The organism is Quyinboa sediminis, assembly GCF_042219855.1.
Taxonomy (GTDB): Bacteria; Bacteroidota; Bacteroidia; order Bacteroidales; family UBA5342; genus JBHJHP01.
The window spans coordinates 59,014-76,796 of sequence record NZ_JBHJHP010000002.1 but is presented as its reverse complement, the minus strand read 5'-3'; the positions used below and the strand labels follow the sequence as shown (position 1 = coordinate 76,796).

Here is a 17,783-nt window from a genome sequence, read left to right as displayed (position 1 = left end):
TTAATACAAATTAATATCGTTATCTGTTGCAGAAATGCTTATTCGGGGCAGAACCCCGTCAGTAGATGGCGTAATGTCGAGCTTTTCACCCTGTTCTGTTTTCTCTGCATTATATTCAATGCTGTTTATTTCCCCGCCTTTTGTTTCCAGCCGGAATGCATAACTTCCTTCCGATTTATTTATGATGGTGGTTTCACAATAGTTCGTTTGCAGGTCAGCTACCAGTGGGTTTCCGTTTAAAAACAATGAGAGATTTCCCAAAGTTGCTGTTCCGCTGAGTTCTCCACTTACGGACTGAAGTTTAATTCTTGTGTTCCTTGTATTGATTATCCCCGTTACCGTTCCGCCATTAATGGTAAGCTCACCAAGCGAAATGTTTAAATTAAGTTTCGATGTACAATTATTCAGTTCAGCTTTTGCATACTCCAGTTCCAGGTAGACCCCTTTATCCAGGTTTTTCAATACGATGTTTCCCAATTGATTTTTAATCTTCACATGACACTGCTCCGGCACTTTAATATGGTATTCATTTTTAAAAATCGATCCTGATTTATCATTCGCATCGTTGAACAGAATATAGTTTTTTATGAAAAGCCGGTCCCGTGAGCTGTTTTCTACAAACTTTTGTGCTTCCAGATGTTCTCTGGCAATCTCCTGACTTGGATTTTTAACAATTTGTTTCAGTTGTAATTCCACGGTATTGCCGGGAATAGTTTCGATGGTAATATCTGCTTTTTCGGCATCAATATCCAGAAGAAATTCATCGGTGTAGGTATAACTCTTCTCAATAATTCTTGTCAGGACCTTAACCTTGGTCTGGGCCTGAAGTGAAATCATTAAGACTCCCATGATCAGCGATATGTAAAATTTTACTTTCACTCGGTCAGTTCTTTTGCTTTTTTAGGAGTGATCCCGAATCCGATACCGATTTTAACAAAAGGCAATAGTTTATTCTTAGGAATCAAGTCGTTGTACACCTGCATGTTCACGCCAAAAGCCATATCAAAATACCCGATATCCAGAAAACGCCTTTGTATGCCATATCCGAACTGGAGTAATCCAATCATCTGTATCTCATTCACCGGGAGGTCACCCAGGTCATAATCATAAAAGTATTGCCTGTTCAGCTGTGATTCAAGTAAAGAGGGAGTGTCGCCAAAGGGAGTGGCCAGTGCAGCCATAAAATAATTGCCTGAAAAACCATTCGTATTCCTGCCCCGCTGTTCTCTGAATCTGAAATTGTGGTAACACTTTAATCTTACTTCAGGTGTGACCATATATTTCAGTCCGTTTTGCTGAGATACCCCAAAGCCATCAATTCTTAATGCCGGTTCAATGGTAAGACATTTATATATGCGTTGCTCAAATACAAATGATGGGCTAAGTTGACCCCAGTCTACAGCGTTTAATTTGAACAGGCTGTTAATCTGCCTCTTGTCCCCGGACAACATATTAAACAAACGGTCATATTCACTGGTTTGAGCAGAGCTGTCTTCCGATACCACAACACGGGTTTCCTGTGCAGTTGCTGCAAGCGTGATCATGAATAATATGGAGGTTATCAATAATCTCATTCAGAACATGGCTATTAGTTTGCGTTCTATTGTAGATAGCTCCAGATTGATGTGTTCAATATAAAGATCAATCTGCGGATCTGAGTCAAACAATTTAAGTTTATTCAGCTCTTTTTTCTGTGCTTTCAATTCATCCAGCTGTTTTTTTAATTGAGTAAATTTACCGGTACTGCAAACAGACGGATACTGATCGCAATATATGGTTATTTCTTTATTCAGTTCCGGCGTTTTTTGCGGTACCACATCTTCGGTTATTATCTCTTCTGCCACTATAATCTGGTCGTTTTGCCGGTTGGGTTTCAGCAGTATGGTGAGTGAAAATATAATAATAACTGATGCCGCTGCCATCCAATAAGGTAAAAACCTGAGAACAGACTTCCTGTGTGGGAGCTCCGCACTGATTTTATCCCAAATATCGTCCGGTGCTTCTCGTTGTGGCAGCTTATTGAAAATCCCGGACTGTGGCATCTTTTCTTCTATGCCTTCCCAGAGCCGTTCATCTGCTGAATGGGACGGAAGCTGAGATAGTTTATTCTTTATGTTGTTATAATCTTTCAATATTATTCAGTTCATTAAGTGTTGACTGTAATTTCTTTTTTGCTCTGGACAGTTGCGATTTACTTGTTCCTTCGCTAATACTCAGCATATCTGCAACCTCCCGGTGCTTGTAACCTTCCACCTCTACCAGCAGAAAAATGGTGCGGTAGCCTTCGTCCAGTGAAAGGATCGCTTTCTCGAGCATTTCGCCGGTCAGCTCATCATCGGGCTCGAACGGCTCATATGAGTAGGCCTCTTCAATGTCGGAGACATAAACCCGTTTTCTGACTTTCTCAAGTGCCGTACGTATAAAGATTGTTTTCATCCAGGCCCCCAGAGTAGACTTGCCACTGAAGCTGTCTATCTTGGTGAATACCTTTATAAAACCTTCCTGTAATGCATCCTCAGCGTCCTGAGTATTGCCCAGAAAACGGAACAAAATGGTGAACATGGCATCTTTGTACGACATAAAAAGTTCATACTGAGCTTTCCTGTCGTTTTTTAATGCCCCTTCAATAAGGTATTTCTCTTTGTCACCAGGTTCCTTCATTCGATTAATTCAGTCAAAAGAGGTTGTTATACGCCAAAGCGTTGCATCAGGATTTAATTTTATGCAATTTAATTAAATAAGGATACACAAAAAACCGTATGGATTAGTTTTGAAGATAAATCATTATTTGTTAATTTGTGTTGTTAAAACATTAGGTTATGAGGATAGGAATATTATCTGCCGGGGGTGATTGCCCCGGAATAAATGCCACGATAAGAGGTGTGGGAAAAACTGCCATTGTTCAGTATGGCATGGAGGTTATTGGGATAAATAACGGATTTAGTGGATTACTTTATAACGATTATATAGACCTGTCAGAGAAGCAACTGTCAGGTATTTTAACGCTTGGGGGTACTATACTCGGCACATCGAGGGAAAAGCCCTTTAAAAAAATGGAAGATGATATTGTGGCCAATAAGCCACAGGCTATCAAACGGAATTATGAAAATCTGGGGCTGGATTGTCTGGTGTGTATTGGTGGTAACGGCACTCAGAAGACCGCGAGTCTTTTAGCAGAAGAGGGGCTGAATGTTGTTGGTATTCCCAAAACAATTGATAATGATATCTGGGGTACAGATGTAACTTTTGGTTTCGATTCTGCTGTAAATATTGCAACAGAGGCCATAGACAGGTTACATACAACAGCCAATTCTCATAAAAGGGTTATGGTAATAGAAATAATGGGGCATCATGCGGGTTGGCTGGCGCTGCACTCAGGTATGGCATCCGGTGGTGATATTATACTATTGCCGGAAATTGAGTATGATATCAACACGGTGTGCAAAACGTTAAAAGATCGTTCCAGAAAAGGAAAGCCCTATTCCATTGTGGTCGTTGCCGAAGGAATAAAAACGCCAAACAATAAACCCGCAGGTCGGTATATTGCCAAACAGATTACGTCCAAAACGCACCTGGAAACACGTGAGACCGTACTGGGTTATATTCAACGCGGAGGATCGCCTTCACCTTATGACAGAATTTTGTCAACAGAGTTTGGCGGTCATGCTGCGGAACTGATCCATGAAAAAAAATTCGGACAGATGGTTGCACTGATCGATGGAAAAATTAGTTCAATTCCACTGAGTGAAGTCGCCGGAAAACTTCACCTGGTACAGCACGACGATCCGCTGATAGAGCAGGGACGCCGCATGGGCGTTTGTTTTGGAGAAAAGGTTAAAACCGGTGAAAAAGAAAAAGAACGGACGGTTTAACCGGATTAATATTACTTTTGTAGCGCTGTTTCACTTATAAAAGATGATGGTATTACCCGGTAATATGAACCTTTCAGAAACGAATACACCACGCTGGATCGTATTTCTTTTTGATGTTTTTCTCAGCGTATTCGCAATTACATTTGCGTATTTGCTGCGCTATAATTTTCAGATACCGGATCAACAGGACTATTATATGCTTTATGGTATACTTGTTGTTACAGGTATCCGAGCGCTTAGTTTTGTTATTTCAAAAATATATGCCGGTATTGTAAGATACGCCACCTTTCGGGATACCGAGCGTATATTGCTTGTGCTGCTCATCGGTTCTGCAGCCATCATGTTTGTAAACGTCCTTTCGAACGGCGTCTTTGGAGGGAAATTCCTCTTTCCTTTTTCGGTTATACTGATCGACTTTCTTCTGGTGGCTTTCCTGATGATTTCCACCAGGGTCATGGTTAAGGGTGTTTACTGGAAGCTGATGGCCAGTGAGGAGCGGCACCAGGATGTGGTGATTTTCGGTGCCGGACAAACCGGTGTTATCGTTAAACAAACCTATGAACGCGAATTGGGTGGAGCTGCCAATATTGTTGCATTTATTGACCATAACCGCCGGAATGTAGGAAAGAAGATTGATGGGGTTGAGATTTTTCATTACTCCAGTTTTGAGTCCATTGCGGAAGAACATGATATCAATACACTTCTTTTTGCAGATGATACAATCGATAATCACCTTAAAAAAGAACTGATTGAAAAAGCTCTGTCACTCAATATTAAAACACTTACAGTGCCCAAAGCCAGTGACTGGGCCAAGGGTGAGCTAAGCTATAACCAGATCAGGAAGATCAGAATTGAGGATTTACTGGAACGTGATCCGATTAAGCTTGATGAATCAAATATATCAGAACAGGTAAAAGGCAAATGTATCCTGGTAACAGGTGCTGCAGGATCTATCGGCAGTGAGATGGTCCGACAACTTACCCGGTTCAACCCTGAAAAGATTATTCTTGTTGATCAGGCTGAAACACCGCTCTATGACATTCAGCTTGAACTGGAAGAACAACTCCGGTTTAAAAAGTTTGAAGTGGTTATTGGTAATATTACCCGCGAACCGATGATGCGAAAGATATTTGCCAGGTATAAGCCAAATGTGGTTTACCATGCGGCTGCATACAAGCATGTTCCGATGATGGAATTTCATCCGGTTGAAGCGGTCCAGAATAACGTGCTGGGTTCTCAGATTCTTGCCGACCTGGCCAATGAATACGGTGTGGACCGGTTTGTCATGATATCTACAGATAAAGCCGTGAATCCAACAAACGTTATGGGAGCGTCGAAACGCATTGCTGAAATATACATTCAATCCCTGAACAAGCTGAGCAAAACACGGTATATTACAACCCGGTTTGGAAATGTTCTTGGATCAAATGGTTCGGTCATACCGCGGTTCAGACGGCAGATTGAAAGTGGTGGCCCGGTTACCGTTACTCATCCTGAAATCACTCGGTTTTTCATGACTATTCCTGAAGCCTGTCAGCTGGTACTGGAAGCAGGAGCTATGGGAAAAGGAGGAGAGATTTTTATTTTTGACATGGGCGAATCCATCAAAATAGCCGAGCTGGCCAAAAAGATGATTAAACTGTCGGGGCTGATTCTTGAAAGGGATATTGAGATTGAGTATACCGGCTTGCGACCGGGAGAAAAGCTTTACGAAGAACTGCTGAATGTGAGCGAGAATACACTGCCAACCTACCATTCAAGGATTATGATTGCAAAAGTGAGGGAGTATGCATTTGAAGAAGCAAAAATGGATCTTCACCAGCTTTACGATATAACGGATAAAGGCAATACAATGGAAATCGTTAAATCGATGAAAAAAATTGTTCCGGAGTTTATCAGTAAGAATTCGGTTTACGAACAGCTTGATACGAAAACGAAGGTTTCCTGAACCAAACTACTGTGCCACTGATCAGAGGCAGTAAGTTATTAATAAACCACAGCATCATTCCTGCAATACCTATCAGGGCAGCATCACCTGTAATACCTGAAAAAAGTACTATAGCTACCGATCCTCTCAATGCCGGATCTGCCAGGGAAAAGGCGGGTATAAAAGTCAGGATCATAAAATAAACCGGGATCCATAAAGCATATTGCAAAAGTGAAGCATCAGGTAAAACAATGTGGATCATTAAAGCAAACTGTGCATAAAAAACAAGGGTTCTTAAACCTGCAATGCCAAGACTCTTTATTCTGAATTTACCTTTCAGCCAGTCGACCCGAATCTCAGATGCTGATTGGCGGAAAAATTTATGGTTCAATATACGTTTGAACAGACTTCCGGACCACAGAAATAAAAGGGTTAGAAAGAAAAGAATGGTCAGGCCTGTCACTATGGTCGTCGGCCTGAACTGATGACCGGAGGTGAAAATGATAATGAGTGACAACGTCCCAAAAAGACTCAGAGAAACGGTCTTTACAATCCCGGCCAGTGTAGCTGCCGCTGTTACCTCTTTGCGTAATTCAGGCGAAAAAAAACTTGCTCTCCCGGGCCACTCACCTATTTTCATTGGCGTAACCATGGCAGGGATTAAACTACCCAACACTATTTTTAATGCCGTGTGAAATTGAATGTATGTGACACCGGAAACAGAAAACTTCCAGTGCCAGGACTCGAGGAAAATATTCAGAGGCATGAGCAGGATCACCAATAAAAGTAACACGATCTGTTGAACATTCAGGGTGAATAAACTGAGTGTGTTCCAGTGTTGGAATGTCAGGATTTTATAGCATAGAAAACCCCATGCCAGTATAGCAGTAATAAGTTTAACAGTGCGAATTACCTTATGCCGTTGCAATCTCTTTACTTTTTTTATTATTCACCAGCGGAAGTACAATAACTGAGATAAAACCTACAATAATAATCATCAGTGTCATAGAAGAGTGAACGACAAGTGCAAATGTTTCTGCAGGTGTTTCTTTGACGCCAAAAAGGACGAGGGCTGAAATTGTAAGTGCATGCCATGGGCCGAATCCACCCTGAACCGGTGCCACCATGCCATAGCTTCCCATTACAAATACAAACAGTCCAACCATAGGGCCAAAAGAGGACGTGAAATCAAACGCAAAGAAGCAGACATAGTTCATCAGGTAATAACAGAACCAGATGAAGATGGAGTGAAAAATAAACCACCCTCTTTTTTCCATTTTTTTTATGGAACTGATGCCTTCCCAAATCTGTAGAAGGATCTGCTTGATTCTGGTATATCCTTTTGATTTTTTTAAAAAGAAATGTGCTGCAATAAAGGCCAGAATGAGTCCGGCAATGGCTACCCAGAGCCAGGGTGAATAAATAAAGCCGGCAATGGCTTCCTTAACTGACGGGTGTGCATCAATGTAGCGGATAAATACATTGTGTTCAGATATAACGGCAATAAGAGTGATGATAAGAAGAATAACAATATCAATGGCACGCTCAAACATCACTGTCCCCACCAATGTGGAGAATGAAACTTTTTCGTATTTACTCAGGACGCCGCATCGCGCTATTTCACCCATACGTGGGAGAGCCAGGTTGGCAAAATATCCAATCATTACGGCAAGGAAAGTATTCTTTAGTTTCGGACTAACACCGGTGGGTTCTATGAGTAATTTCCAGCGGATGGTTCTGCTGATATGGCTTATCAGTCCCAAAAGCAAAGAGACGATAATCCAACCGATTTTGAATTCATTTTTAATGATTGCCAACATTTGTTCTTTGTTGGCATCTTTATAGTAGAGCCACAGAAGACCTGCACCAATTCCCAGAAATACAATGAATTTAAGTGCGTTCAGTAGTCTTTTTTTCAAAATATCACAGCTTTAGTTAATAATCTGTTACCTTTGCCAAGGTATCCCACGGCACAAAATTAAGAATTCTTATTAATCGTCCTAATTGAATAACTGATAATGCAAAAAGTCAGGGCAAAAAAGCATTTGGGTCAGCATTTTTTAAATGACACATCCATAGCCAAACGCATCGTTGACAGTCTAAATACACCTGCAGATGTTCCTGTTTTGGAAATTGGCCCCGGAATGGGAGTCCTTACTCAATATCTGGCCGGAAACAGAAAGCTTAAGGTCGTTGAGATTGACACAGAATCAGTGGAGTATCTGTCAGAAACCTACCCGGATCTAAGGGGAAATATCATCAGTGATGATTTCTTAAAACTTGATATTTCCCAAATATTTGATGTGCCTTACAGTATCATCGGAAACTTTCCATATAATATCTCTTCGCAGATTATGTTTAAGGTCCTGGAGGCCAGAGATTCTGTGCCTCAAGTGGTTTGTATGCTTCAGCGGGAGGTGGCCAGACGCATTGCTTCCGGACCCGGAAATAAGGATTATGGCATTTTAAGTGTGTTCTTACAGGCTTACTATGATATTGAATACCTGTTTACCGTTAATGAAGGCGTGTTTACACCGCCACCAAAAGTTAAATCGGCAGTAATACGATTGACCCGGAACGATGTGAAGAAGCTGAATTGTTCTGAGGATTTATTCTTAAAAGTGGTGAAAGCTGCTTTTAATCAGCGCAGAAAAACATTGCGGAATTCACTGAAATCTTTTTTTAATCCTGATGATCAAATAACCCGAATCGAAATATTTAATCTGCGGCCGGAGCAGTTAACTGTAAATGATTTTGTATTTTTAACCTCCGCGGTCGAAAAACAGACTTAAACTATTGTAGAGGCATGGAGCTAAACAGGGAATATATTGATAAACTGAAGGAGATTATTGAGGCTGGTGATGAGGAACAGGCACTCAAGATGATGGAATCGCTGCATGCAGCTGATATTGCAGATATCTACGATGAGTTGTCCATTGAGGAGGCCAGGTTTCTCTATCTGTTGCTTGATGGTGAAAAAGCTGCAGATGTTCTGATCGAGCTAACTGATGACGATCGCCAAAAGTTCCTGAAAGTGCTGCCAAGTGAGGTCATTGCCCGGCAGTTTATTGATAATATGGATTCCGATGATGCTGCTGATATCATCGGGGAGATGGAGGAGGAAAGACAGGAGGAAATTCTCTCGCACATTGATGACCTGGAACAGGCCGGTGATATTGTTGATCTTCTGAATTACGACGAGGATACGGCAGGTGGTCTGATGGCCAAGGAACTTATTGCTGTGAATGAAGAATGGAGTATGCCAACCTGTTTGAAGGAGATGCGCAAACAGGCCATAGAGGTGGATGAGGTATACTATATATATGTGGTGAACGATTCCAGGGTATTGACCGGTGTTCTGCCTTTAAAAAAGATGTTGCTGAGCCCTTCTGTTTCAAAGGTTAAGCATGTCATGAAAAAGGAACCCATCAGCGTGAAGACTGATACGCCGAGTGAGGAGGTGGCGCAGATCATTGAGCGGTACGACCTTGTTGCTTTGCCGGTAGTGGATGGTATAGGGCGTTTGGTTGGACGAATAACAGTAGATGACGTGGTAGACGTGATCCGTGAGGAAGCTGACCGTGACTACCAGATGGCTTCGGGTATTTCGCAGGATGTGGAAGCATCGGATAAAGTGATCCGGCTCACCAGGGCAAGAATCCCGTGGCTTTTGATCGGTTTATTTGGTGGTGTGTGCAGTGCGCTTGTTATTGGACTTTATGAAGGTAATCTCCACCTTGATCATCGTCTTGCATTTTTTATACCACTGATTGCTGCGATGGGCGGTAATGTCGGAATTCAGTCGTCTGCCATTATCGTGAAAGATATTGCCGCCGGAGTAAATATTTTTGACAGGACACTGTTCAAGCTGTTTAAAGAAATTTCTGTTGCATTAATTAATGCTGTTATCCTGTCATCACTGATTTTCAGTTATAACTTTTTTTTTAACGAAGGTGTTGATTTTGCGTTAACCGTAAGTATATCCCTGTTTTCGGTTATCATTTTTGCCTCCCTGTCGGGCACAATAGTTCCATTGACGCTGCATAAATTAAAAATTGACCCGGCACTGGCTACCGGCCCTTTCATTACAACCATGAACGATATTGTGGGGCTTTTTATTTATATGACCATCAGCGGGCAGTTTTTTGGTTAGCAGTCAGATACACCTTTTCAGACTTCCGAATAATTTCGAAAAATAAGTGGGGTAAAATTTGCATTTTTAAGTAAAGAAAATCTATCTTTGCACTCCGAAAATTGCGGACGTGGCGAAATTGGTAGACGCGCTAGACTTAGGATCTAGTACCGCGAGGTGTGGGGGTTCGAGTCCCTTCGTCCGCACATGAAAAAAATCGCCTTACCTGTATGGTTATCAGGCGGTTTTTTTACATTACGGTTGTTTATAATAACTATCATCTGATGAATATCACAAAACAAGACATCAATGACGTTAATGCAGTGATTACACTCAACGTCGAAAAATCTGATTACGAGGAGAACGTAAACCGTGTATTAAAAGACTATCGCAAAAAAGCCAATGTGCCGGGATTCAGACCGGGCAAGGTACCTGCTTCGCTGATACAGAAAATGTATGGTAAGGCAGTGCTGTTTGACGAGGTGAATAAGCTCATGTCTGATGAGCTGAATAAATACCTTTCAGAGGCCGATTTTCAGGTTTTAGGTGATCCGCTGCCAAGCGAAGACCAGGAGACCATTGATTTTGATAATCAGGAATCGTTTGAGTTTAAGTTTGATATCGGAATTTCTCCTGAAGTGGAAATTTCACTGACAAAAAGAGAAAAACTGAAGTACTACGATATTCAAGTTGATGATGAGCTGATCAACAAACAGGTGGACTATTACCGTTCACGTTTTGGCAAACAGGTTGATGTGGAAGAAGCGGAGGAGAAGGATCTGCTGAAAGGTGATCTGGTTCAGCTTGATGAAGCCGGAAATGCACTTGAAGGTGGCATTGAAGCCAAAAATGTGGTGCTTTCACCCGAAAGAGTGGTTGTGGAGGATTTGAAAAAGGAATTTCTGGGTAAGGTTAAAGGAAAAACCATTCGGTTCAACCCCAAAACTGCTTTTGAAAATGATGCCGAAGTAAGTTCTCTTCTCAATATCAAAAAGGAAGAAGTTGCAGATCTTAACAGCGAATTTAATTTTACCGTTAACGAGATTTCTCATTTTGAACAGGCTGAGATCAACGAAGATTTATTCAAACAGATCTATCCTGAGGATGAAGGCATAACAGAAGAGGAAATGCGTAAACGTATTGCTGATGAGATTAAAGAAAACCTGATCAGCAACAGCGACTATAAATTCCTTCTGGATGCTAAAGACAAACTTGTCGATAAAGTTAAGGATGTAGAGCTTCCTGAAGCCTTTCTGAAACGTTGGGTTGTGGCTACGAATAAAGAACTCACCGATGAACAGCTGGAGAAAGAATTTCCGATGTTCCTCGAAGATCTGCGCTGGAATATGGTTAAGGGGGCTATTGCCAGGGCAAATGAAATTAAACTGGAGGAAGCCGATATAATGAGCTATGCCAAAAAAGTGGCACAGTCGCAGTTTGCTCAGTATGGCATGACGAATGTTCCGGATGAACACCTGGAAAATTATGCAAAGGAAATTCTGAAAAACCAGGATCAAAGCAGAAATATCAGTGAACGGGCGTTTGAAAACAAAATTCTTGATAAAGTAAAAGAGTTGGTTAAGCTGGATGTGGAAGAGATTACACTCGATGCTTTTAACGAGCTTGTTAAATAAAAACACAGCATTTTAAATGCAAATTAATCTTAAAGGGTGTTCTAAATAAGAGCACCCTTTATTTTTCTGCGAAAAGATAGTTAACTTTGAGTTTCGGAAAAAAGATGAAAAATGGATAAAAACAACGATTTCAGAAAATTTGCTACCCGTCATCTTGGAATGAACGGGTTGGCATTTGACCAATATGCTGACATCACAAGCAGTTATATCTCTCCAACAATTATAGAAGAGAGACAGTTGAATGTTGCATCTATGGATGTGTTTTCACGTTTAATGATGGACCGGATAATATTTCTTGGTCTGCCCGTTGATGATTATGTGGCCAATGTGGTACAGGCTCAGCTTTTGTATCTCGATTCCACAGATTCCACACGCGATATTTCAATCTATCTGAATACACCCGGTGGATCGGTTTACGCCGGTTTGGGTATTTATGATACCATGCAGTTTATAGGCCCTGATGTAGCAACGATATGTACCGGTATGGCAGCGTCCATGGGTGCGGTCCTTCTTACTGCCGGTGCCGATGGCAAACGTTCAGCGCTGAAACACTCAAGGATAATGATCCATCAGCCAATGGGCGGGGCACAGGGTCAGGCATCAGACATTGAGATCACTGCCCGTGAGATCCTTAAACTTAAAAAAGAATTGTACCAGATCATCGCTGATCACTCTAAAAATCCTTACGAAAAGATCGAAAAAGACTCCGATCGTGACTACTGGATGACATCAGAAGAAGCTAAGGAATATGGTATGATCGATGAAGTTTTATTTCGGTTAAAAGATAAGAAGTAATAATCTGAGAAATTAATTATGGCAGTAGAGAAGTGTTCTTTTTGCGGGAGACCAAAGAAAGATGTAAATCTGTTGATTGCAGGAGTTGACGGACATATCTGTGATTTCTGTATTACACAGGCTTACGATATTATTAAAGAAGAGGTGAATTCAGGAGGGGATTTTGATCTCCACAGGGAAGACCTGCCCAAACCTGCAGAAATCAAGGCATTTCTTGATGGGTATGTTATTGGCCAGGAAGCAGCTAAAAAATACATCTCGGTTGCAGTGTATAATCATTACAAAAGGATTATGCAGACCGATCATAATGAAGTGGAGATTGAAAAATCCAACATATTAATGGTTGGCCCCACAGGAACGGGGAAAACACTTCTGGCAAGATCTATTGCCAAACTTTTAAAAGTACCGTTTACCATTGTTGATGCCACGGTTCTGACCGAAGCCGGCTATGTGGGTGAGGATATTGAAAGCATTCTGACACGGTTGTTACAGGCATCGGATTATAATGTGGCAGCGGCTGAGAAGGGGATTGTTTTTATTGATGAAATTGATAAAATAGCCCGAAAGAGCGATAATCCATCCATCACGAGGGATGTCAGCGGAGAAGGTGTCCAGCAGGGATTGTTGAAACTGCTTGAAGGTTCGGTTGTAAATGTACCCCCTCAAGGTGGAAGAAAACATCCGGATCAGAAAATGATTCCTGTCAATACAAAAAATATTCTTTTTGTATGTGGTGGTGCCTTCGACGGCATTGACCGGCACATAGGCAACAGGCTTAATACCAAGGCTATCGGTTATGCTGCAGCAAAAGGCAATGAAACAATTGATCGCAGTAACCTGCTTCAGTATATTGCTCCTCAGGATGTAAAATCGTACGGCCTGATTCCTGAAATAATCGGACGTCTGCCGGTGCTGACTTATCTTGATCCTTTGGACCGGGAAGCTTTAAGACAGATATTGACTGAGCCACGAAATGCCATTACAAAGCAGTATGTTAAGCTCTTTGAAATGGACGGGGTAAAACTGGTATTTGAAGAAGCCGCACTGGATTACATTGTGGATAAAGCCATTGAATTCAAGTTGGGAGCAAGAGGACTGCGTTCTATCGCTGAGACGATAATGATGGATGCAATGTTCGAAATCCCTTCCAAACCACAGAAAACACTGAAAGTAACGGTAGCACTTGCCCGCAAAATGCTGGGGAACATGAATAAAAACCGGCTGAAGGTGGCTTAATGTAAGCTGTTATTTATAAGACTATTAATGTCTTGAAAACTTGCATATAACCATAGTTTTTTTAACTTTGTTTTAAGGCTTTAATATATTATTGGGAATGAGTGAACATAGAGACCTCTATACTGCTTTAAAAACTCATTTTGGTTTTTCAACATTTAAGGGTAATCAGGAGCAAATAATTCATAATGTACTTGACCGGAACGATACGTTTGTATTGATGCCAACCGGTGGAGGTAAATCTTTATGTTATCAGTTGCCGGCCCTGATGATGGAAGGAACGGCGATAATAATCTCGCCCCTGATCGCTTTAATGAAGAATCAGGTGGACGCCATGCGCACCTTCAGTTCTGAAGACGGGGTGGCTCATTTTATGAATTCGTCACTTTCACGTTCAGCACTGGAGCAGGTTAAAACAGATATACTCTCGGGCAAAACCAAAATGGTTTATGTGGCGCCCGAATCGTTAACCAAGGAAGATAATATCGCTTTTCTGAAAAATGTTAAGGTGTCGTTTTACGCCATAGATGAGGCCCACTGTATATCGGAGTGGGGACATGATTTCAGGCCTGAATACCGGCGCATTCGTCCCATTATTAATGAGATCGGTACTGCACCTCTTATTGCCCTGACCGCAACAGCAACGCCAAAGGTTCAGCATGACATTCAGAAGAATCTGGGCATGCTTGATGCCAGGGTGTTTAAATCTTCCTTCAACCGCCCGAATTTATACTACGAAATACGTCCGAAGGTTAATACCGAAAAGGAGATCATCAGGTTTATTAAGAATAATGAAGGTAAATCGGGTATAATTTATTGCCTGAGCCGTAAAAAGGTGGAACAGCTTGCTGAAACACTCCAGGTGAATGGCATTAAGGCTCTGCCCTATCATGCGGGTATTGATCCTGCAACACGTTCCGCAAATCAGGATGCATTCCTGATGGAACAGGTGGATGTAATTGTGGCAACCATAGCTTTCGGTATGGGAATTGATAAGCCCGATGTTCGCTTTGTGATCCACAATGATATACCAAAGAGCCTTGAAGGTTATTACCAGGAAACAGGACGAGCAGGAAGGGATGGCGGAGAAGGACAGTGTATTACGTTTTACAGTTACAAGGATATTCAGAAACTGGAGAAGTTTATGCAGGGTAAACCTGTGGCTGAGCAGGAAATCGGAAAGCAGTTACTGCTTGAAACATCTGCATTTGCTGAGTCATCTTTATGTCGCAGAAAAGTACTCCTTCACTATTTTGGTGAAAAGTATGAAGAAGATAATTGTCATACCTGCGATAACTGCATACATCCTAAGAAACAGATTGATGGTCGTGAGTACCTGATTCAGGTGATAAATGCCATAATAAAGCTTAATGAAAGGTATAAGGCAGAGCATGTCATTAATGTGCTGGTTGGTAAAGATGATGCAGCTGTAAAGTCCTATAAGCATCATAAGCTGGATATCTATGGATCGGCTTCCGATACAGATCCGAAGTTATTTGCCGCAACAATAAGACAGGCATTGATTGAGGGTATTCTTGACAAGGAGATCGAGAACTATGGCTTGCTGAAAGTTACGGCAAAAGGTCATGAATATCTTAAAGCACCTTATGAATTCAGAATCGTAGAGGATCATGAGTACAAAGATGACGATGATGAACCCGGTATTCGTGGGGGTGGAACATCGTCTGTTGATCCGGTGCTCTTTTCCATGCTTAAGGATTTAAGAAAACATATATCCAAAAAGCAGTCCCTGCCACCATTTGTTATTTTTCAGGATCCTTCACTGGAGGCTATGTCCACCAACTATCCAATCTCCATTGAGGAACTGCAGAATATGCCTGGTGTTGGAGCCGGTAAAGCGCGTCGTTATGGTAAAGATTTTGTGGAGCTGATTAAGCGCCATGTGGAAGAAAATGAGATAGAACGTCCCAGCGATCTGGTTGTAAAAAGCATTGCCAATAAAAGTAAGCTAAAGGTGTATATCATACAGAGTATTGACCGCAAATTACCACTGGATGAAATTGCCGATGCCAAAGGTCTGGAAATGGGTGCTCTGCTGGCCGAAATTGAGTCTATCGTTTATTCAGGAACCAAACTGGATATAAACTATTATATCGAAGAGGTGATGGATGAGGACCACGTGGAAGATGCGTTTCTCTACTTTAAAGAAGATGCTGAAACTGATGATATACAGGCTGCCCTCGATGAATTGGGTGAAGATGAATTCTCTGAAGAAGATATCCGGATGATCAGGATAAAGTTCCTTTCCGAATTAGGAAATTGATTAGGAACAGAAATGCTGTTGTTTTATTTGCGTTAAGGGAAAAAAATAAAGCCTCCTTTCGGAGGCTTTGGTTTTCGTTGTAAATTGGATTTTACTGCAAATGGTTGATTAATTTCTTTAGTTGGTCAGCACTCCTGAAAAACTTTGCATTAGGAGGAAACTGTATTTGTTTGTTTTCGAATTGCAATCCCGAAATAAGTAATATTTTTTTATTAAAAGTCTGACTAATGTCATCAACAAGCTTCTGGAGCTCTTCTTCAAGGATATACGATGTTTTTGTAGTCAGCAAAATATCAAAATCACGTATGTGATGATACATTTTCAGGTCCTCGAGCGGAACAGACTGTCCAAGATAGATCACCTTAAATCCCATAGACCTTAATATGTAATTGTAGAACAACAGTCCAAGCTCATGCAGTTCTTCATCCGGCAGAAAAAGGATGAATGTATGCCGTTTTGATGGTGCCGGAAGTCCGTCAATTGCAGTTATTATTTTTTGTCGGACAAAATTGGACAGGAAATGTTCCTGGGTTGTATCAATAGTACCGGTCTGCCATAATACACCAATTTGTTTCATCACCGGCCTTATGATAATATTAATAGCTTCCTCCATTCCAAGCAGGTCTACCGACTGATCGAAAAGTAATTGAAGTACAACATCATCCTGATCCAGTACAGCAGTAATGATCTGATCAATTATATCTATGTTGTTGGAATCGGGTTTATTAAAACGGCGTACTTTTTCAGCCATTTCATCGTTACTCATCCTGGCAATGTGAGAGATTTTGGTTCCTCTCTTATTCAAAAAAGCAATGTTCATGATTTTTTTCAATTGCTCATCTGAATATCTTCGGGAATTCCCATCCGTCCTGTCAGGATGCACTATCCCATACCGCTGTTCCCATATGCGTATCGTATGTGCTTTAATGTCAGTTAAAGCCTCAATGTCTTTTATGGTATACGTCTTTGACATGCTCATACAAAGATAATGAAAAATGTTTAATAAAAACAACAAAGAGTTAAACAAAATGTTTAACTCTTTGTCAGAATTTTACTCCTTGATTAACTTCATCGTGTCCCTGCTGTTGTCTTCGTATTGCACATTGAGCATATAATAGCCGCTTTTAAGTTCTTCAGAACTGATTCTGATAACCCGGGATAAAACATTCATCTTTGTGTAAACCTGTTTTCCTGATAGGTTATAAATCTCTATTTGTTTAACTGGTTTATTGCTTTGCAGAGTGAAGCTGTTATGGATTGGATTGGGGTAGGTTTTCAGTGCAACATCCGTTACACTTTGAACAGAGGTTGAAGTATTAACAGGCAGTTCTACCAGTTCTCCACCGGAAGGCAGTGCAACATACAATCCGAATGCTGGTCCATCGCTGTTAACGGCAGGATTGAGAAATCCCGAGGCCAGAACGGTTAGTGCAGAGCCACCCAGACCAAGCGTTTGCAGGGGAGCTGAATAGGAGGCAACTGTGGTTGACCCTGTTTCATCCCGTACATCAAGGATGTAATCCATGGTACCCAGTTCAAGGTAGCCGGTAAATTCCCCATAGGCCATGTCGTCAATGATGGTTCCTGCCGGAACAGATGTTTCCACCACGTCAACAGTGGGAGCATCGGTGGCACCATGAAAAACCATCACATTGGTTTTACCTTCGGGTGCAGTTTCCATCGCCATATCATACACATAAATATTAAACGGAGTTGCAGGCTCATATCCTGAAGGACTAACGATACCGTTGGCTACCAGTATATACGATTTATTCTCCAGTGTTGTTGTCAGGTTGTAAAGCGATTCATCTGCCGAAGCACTGTTTTTCGGTGCAATATCAATGGAAGTTGGGACACCTGCTCTGAGGTCAATGAATGGAGTTGCATTTCTGAACGCAAAATTGTC

The 17,783-nt window shown here is 41.5% G+C and carries 16 protein-coding genes and 1 tRNA gene; 9 read left to right on the top strand and 8 right to left on the bottom strand.

Annotated features, from left to right (window positions below; translation table 11 throughout):
* From ACE1EF_RS05570 to ACE1EF_RS05555, 4 genes are read right to left on the bottom strand one after another with little or no spacing between them, the layout of a single operon-like run.
* Positions 1–879 carry a hypothetical protein gene (locus ACE1EF_RS05570; protein WP_375719637.1) on the bottom strand — a complete coding sequence of 293 codons (879 nt, stop codon included), beginning with the start codon at positions 877–879 and terminating at the stop codon, positions 1–3.
* A complete protein-coding gene (locus ACE1EF_RS05565; protein ID WP_375719636.1) occupies positions 876–1,574 on the bottom strand; it encodes a hypothetical protein in 699 nt (232 codons plus the stop codon). The genes ACE1EF_RS05570 and ACE1EF_RS05565 overlap by 4 nt, the downstream gene beginning before the upstream one ends.
* Positions 1,575–2,132, bottom strand: a complete 558-nt coding sequence (locus ACE1EF_RS05560; protein ID WP_375719635.1) for a hypothetical protein — start codon at positions 2,130–2,132, stop codon at positions 1,575–1,577. It abuts the gene before it with no gap.
* The gene (locus tag ACE1EF_RS05555) at positions 2,119–2,661 is read right to left on the bottom strand and encodes an RNA polymerase sigma factor (protein ID WP_375719634.1); all 543 of its coding nucleotides are present in this window, start codon (positions 2,659–2,661) and stop codon (positions 2,119–2,121) included. Before ACE1EF_RS05555 ends, ACE1EF_RS05560 begins: the two co-directional genes overlap by 14 nt.
* A gap of 158 nt (positions 2,662–2,819) precedes the next feature.
* Between ACE1EF_RS05555 and ACE1EF_RS05550 the strand changes: the two genes are divergently transcribed.
* Together ACE1EF_RS05550 and ACE1EF_RS05545 are read left to right on the top strand one after the other, a co-directional pair.
* The gene (locus ACE1EF_RS05550) at positions 2,820–3,872 is read left to right on the top strand and encodes a 6-phosphofructokinase (RefSeq protein WP_375719633.1); all 1,053 of its coding nucleotides are present in this window, start codon (positions 2,820–2,822) and stop codon (positions 3,870–3,872) included.
* 43 nt (positions 3,873–3,915) lie between these two features.
* On the top strand, positions 3,916–5,820 hold the full coding sequence (locus ACE1EF_RS05545) for a polysaccharide biosynthesis protein (protein ID WP_375719632.1): 1,905 nt from the start codon (positions 3,916–3,918) through the stop codon (positions 5,818–5,820).
* Here ACE1EF_RS05545 and ACE1EF_RS05540 read toward each other — a convergent pair.
* The gene (locus ACE1EF_RS05540; protein ID WP_375719631.1) at positions 5,768–6,727 is read right to left on the bottom strand and encodes a hypothetical protein; all 960 of its coding nucleotides are present in this window, start codon (positions 6,725–6,727) and stop codon (positions 5,768–5,770) included. The two genes, ACE1EF_RS05545 and ACE1EF_RS05540, sit on opposite strands and share 53 nt — an antisense overlap.
* Entirely contained in the window at positions 6,714–7,718 is a 1,005-nt protein-coding gene (locus tag ACE1EF_RS05535; RefSeq protein WP_375719630.1) for a lysylphosphatidylglycerol synthase transmembrane domain-containing protein, read from the bottom strand. Before ACE1EF_RS05535 ends, ACE1EF_RS05540 begins: the two co-directional genes overlap by 14 nt.
* A gap of 99 nt (positions 7,719–7,817) precedes the next feature.
* Between ACE1EF_RS05535 and rsmA the strand changes: the two genes are divergently transcribed.
* The 7 genes from rsmA (at position 7,818) to recQ (ending at position 15,877) form a co-directional block, all read left to right on the top strand.
* Positions 7,818–8,591 (top strand): 16S rRNA (adenine(1518)-N(6)/adenine(1519)-N(6))-dimethyltransferase RsmA, encoded by a 774-nt coding sequence (gene rsmA / locus ACE1EF_RS05530; RefSeq protein WP_375719629.1) that lies wholly within the window; start codon positions 7,818–7,820, stop codon positions 8,589–8,591.
* A gap of 14 nt (positions 8,592–8,605) precedes the next feature.
* On the top strand, positions 8,606–9,952 hold the full coding sequence (gene mgtE, locus ACE1EF_RS05525; RefSeq protein ID WP_375719628.1) for a magnesium transporter: 1,347 nt from the start codon (positions 8,606–8,608) through the stop codon (positions 9,950–9,952).
* Positions 9,953–10,055: 103 nt separating this feature from the next.
* Positions 10,056–10,137: transfer RNA gene (locus ACE1EF_RS05520), tRNA-Leu, on the top strand.
* Positions 10,138–10,215: 78 nt separating this feature from the next.
* Positions 10,216–11,565 carry a trigger factor gene (gene tig, locus ACE1EF_RS05515; RefSeq protein WP_375719627.1) on the top strand — a complete coding sequence of 450 codons (1,350 nt, stop codon included), beginning with the start codon at positions 10,216–10,218 and terminating at the stop codon, positions 11,563–11,565.
* Positions 11,566–11,676: 111 nt separating this feature from the next.
* Positions 11,677–12,360, top strand: coding sequence for an ATP-dependent Clp endopeptidase proteolytic subunit ClpP (gene clpP, locus ACE1EF_RS05510; protein ID WP_375719626.1), 684 nt, complete (start codon positions 11,677–11,679; stop codon positions 12,358–12,360).
* An 18-nt stretch (positions 12,361–12,378) separates the two neighbouring features.
* Positions 12,379–13,596, top strand: coding sequence for an ATP-dependent Clp protease ATP-binding subunit ClpX (clpX, locus tag ACE1EF_RS05505; RefSeq protein ID WP_375719625.1), 1,218 nt, complete (start codon positions 12,379–12,381; stop codon positions 13,594–13,596).
* A gap of 97 nt (positions 13,597–13,693) precedes the next feature.
* On the top strand, positions 13,694–15,877 hold the full coding sequence (recQ, locus tag ACE1EF_RS05500) for a DNA helicase RecQ (RefSeq protein ID WP_375719624.1): 2,184 nt from the start codon (positions 13,694–13,696) through the stop codon (positions 15,875–15,877).
* A gap of 91 nt (positions 15,878–15,968) precedes the next feature.
* Here recQ and ACE1EF_RS05495 read toward each other — a convergent pair whose 3' ends face one another.
* Together ACE1EF_RS05495 and ACE1EF_RS05490 are read right to left on the bottom strand one after the other, a co-directional pair.
* Positions 15,969–16,850 carry a MerR family transcriptional regulator gene (locus ACE1EF_RS05495; RefSeq protein ID WP_375719623.1) on the bottom strand — a complete coding sequence of 294 codons (882 nt, stop codon included), beginning with the start codon at positions 16,848–16,850 and terminating at the stop codon, positions 15,969–15,971.
* Positions 16,851–16,928: 78 nt separating this feature from the next.
* Positions 16,929–17,783: T9SS type A sorting domain-containing protein (locus ACE1EF_RS05490; protein WP_375719622.1), on the bottom strand; the 855-nt coding region annotated here is incomplete at its 5' end.

Excerpts from the sequence above, each read along its gene's own strand:
- clpP (WP_375719626.1), top strand. The coding sequence starts at position 11,677 with ATGGATAAAAACAACGATTTCAGAAAATTTGCTACCCGTCATCTTGGA.
- mgtE (WP_375719628.1), top strand. The coding sequence starts at position 8,606 with ATGGAGCTAAACAGGGAATATATTGATAAACTGAAGGAGATTATTGAG.
- recQ (WP_375719624.1), top strand. The coding sequence starts at position 13,694 with ATGAGTGAACATAGAGACCTCTATACTGCTTTAAAAACTCATTTTGGT.
- ACE1EF_RS05550 (WP_375719633.1), top strand. The coding sequence starts at position 2,820 with ATGAGGATAGGAATATTATCTGCCGGGGGTGATTGCCCCGGAATAAAT.
- rsmA (WP_375719629.1), top strand. The coding sequence starts at position 7,818 with ATGCAAAAAGTCAGGGCAAAAAAGCATTTGGGTCAGCATTTTTTAAAT.
- ACE1EF_RS05555 (WP_375719634.1), bottom strand. The coding sequence starts at position 2,661 with ATGAAGGAACCTGGTGACAAAGAGAAATACCTTATTGAAGGGGCATTA.
- ACE1EF_RS05545 (WP_375719632.1), top strand. The coding sequence starts at position 3,916 with ATGATGGTATTACCCGGTAATATGAACCTTTCAGAAACGAATACACCA.
- clpX (WP_375719625.1), top strand. The coding sequence starts at position 12,379 with ATGGCAGTAGAGAAGTGTTCTTTTTGCGGGAGACCAAAGAAAGATGTA.
- ACE1EF_RS05565 (WP_375719636.1), bottom strand. The coding sequence starts at position 1,574 with ATGAGATTATTGATAACCTCCATATTATTCATGATCACGCTTGCAGCA.
- tig (WP_375719627.1), top strand. The coding sequence starts at position 10,216 with ATGAATATCACAAAACAAGACATCAATGACGTTAATGCAGTGATTACA.
- ACE1EF_RS05495 (WP_375719623.1), bottom strand. The coding sequence starts at position 16,850 with ATGTCAAAGACGTATACCATAAAAGACATTGAGGCTTTAACTGACATT.